Genomic DNA, 248 nt, shown 5'->3' on the forward strand with positions numbered 1-248 from the left:
TTACTTATTGGAATTAACGTTGACATATTGTCATTCAGTTTTCAATGTTCATTTTTATTATCACAAGAAATAATTATACTCGCTATTGATTGTAAAGTCAACAACTTTTTAATATTTTTTGAATAGATTAGCCACAAAAAAATGACCTAACGGTCAAAGTGGTTGCCTGGCAACGTCCTACTCTAGCGGAACGTAAATCCAACTACCATCGGCGCTAAGGAGCTTAACTTCTGTGTTCGGCATGGGAA

1 rRNA gene is annotated in these 248 nt (G+C 35.1%); it reads right to left on the reverse strand.

Annotated elements, in window-relative coordinates:
- Positions 1-164: 164 nt before the first annotated feature.
- Positions 165-248 (reverse strand): 5S ribosomal RNA (gene rrf / locus CD147_RS12655); the annotation flags it as partial.

This window comes from Staphylococcus devriesei, from assembly GCF_002902625.1.
GTDB lineage: Bacteria > Bacillota > Bacilli > Staphylococcales > Staphylococcaceae > Staphylococcus > Staphylococcus devriesei.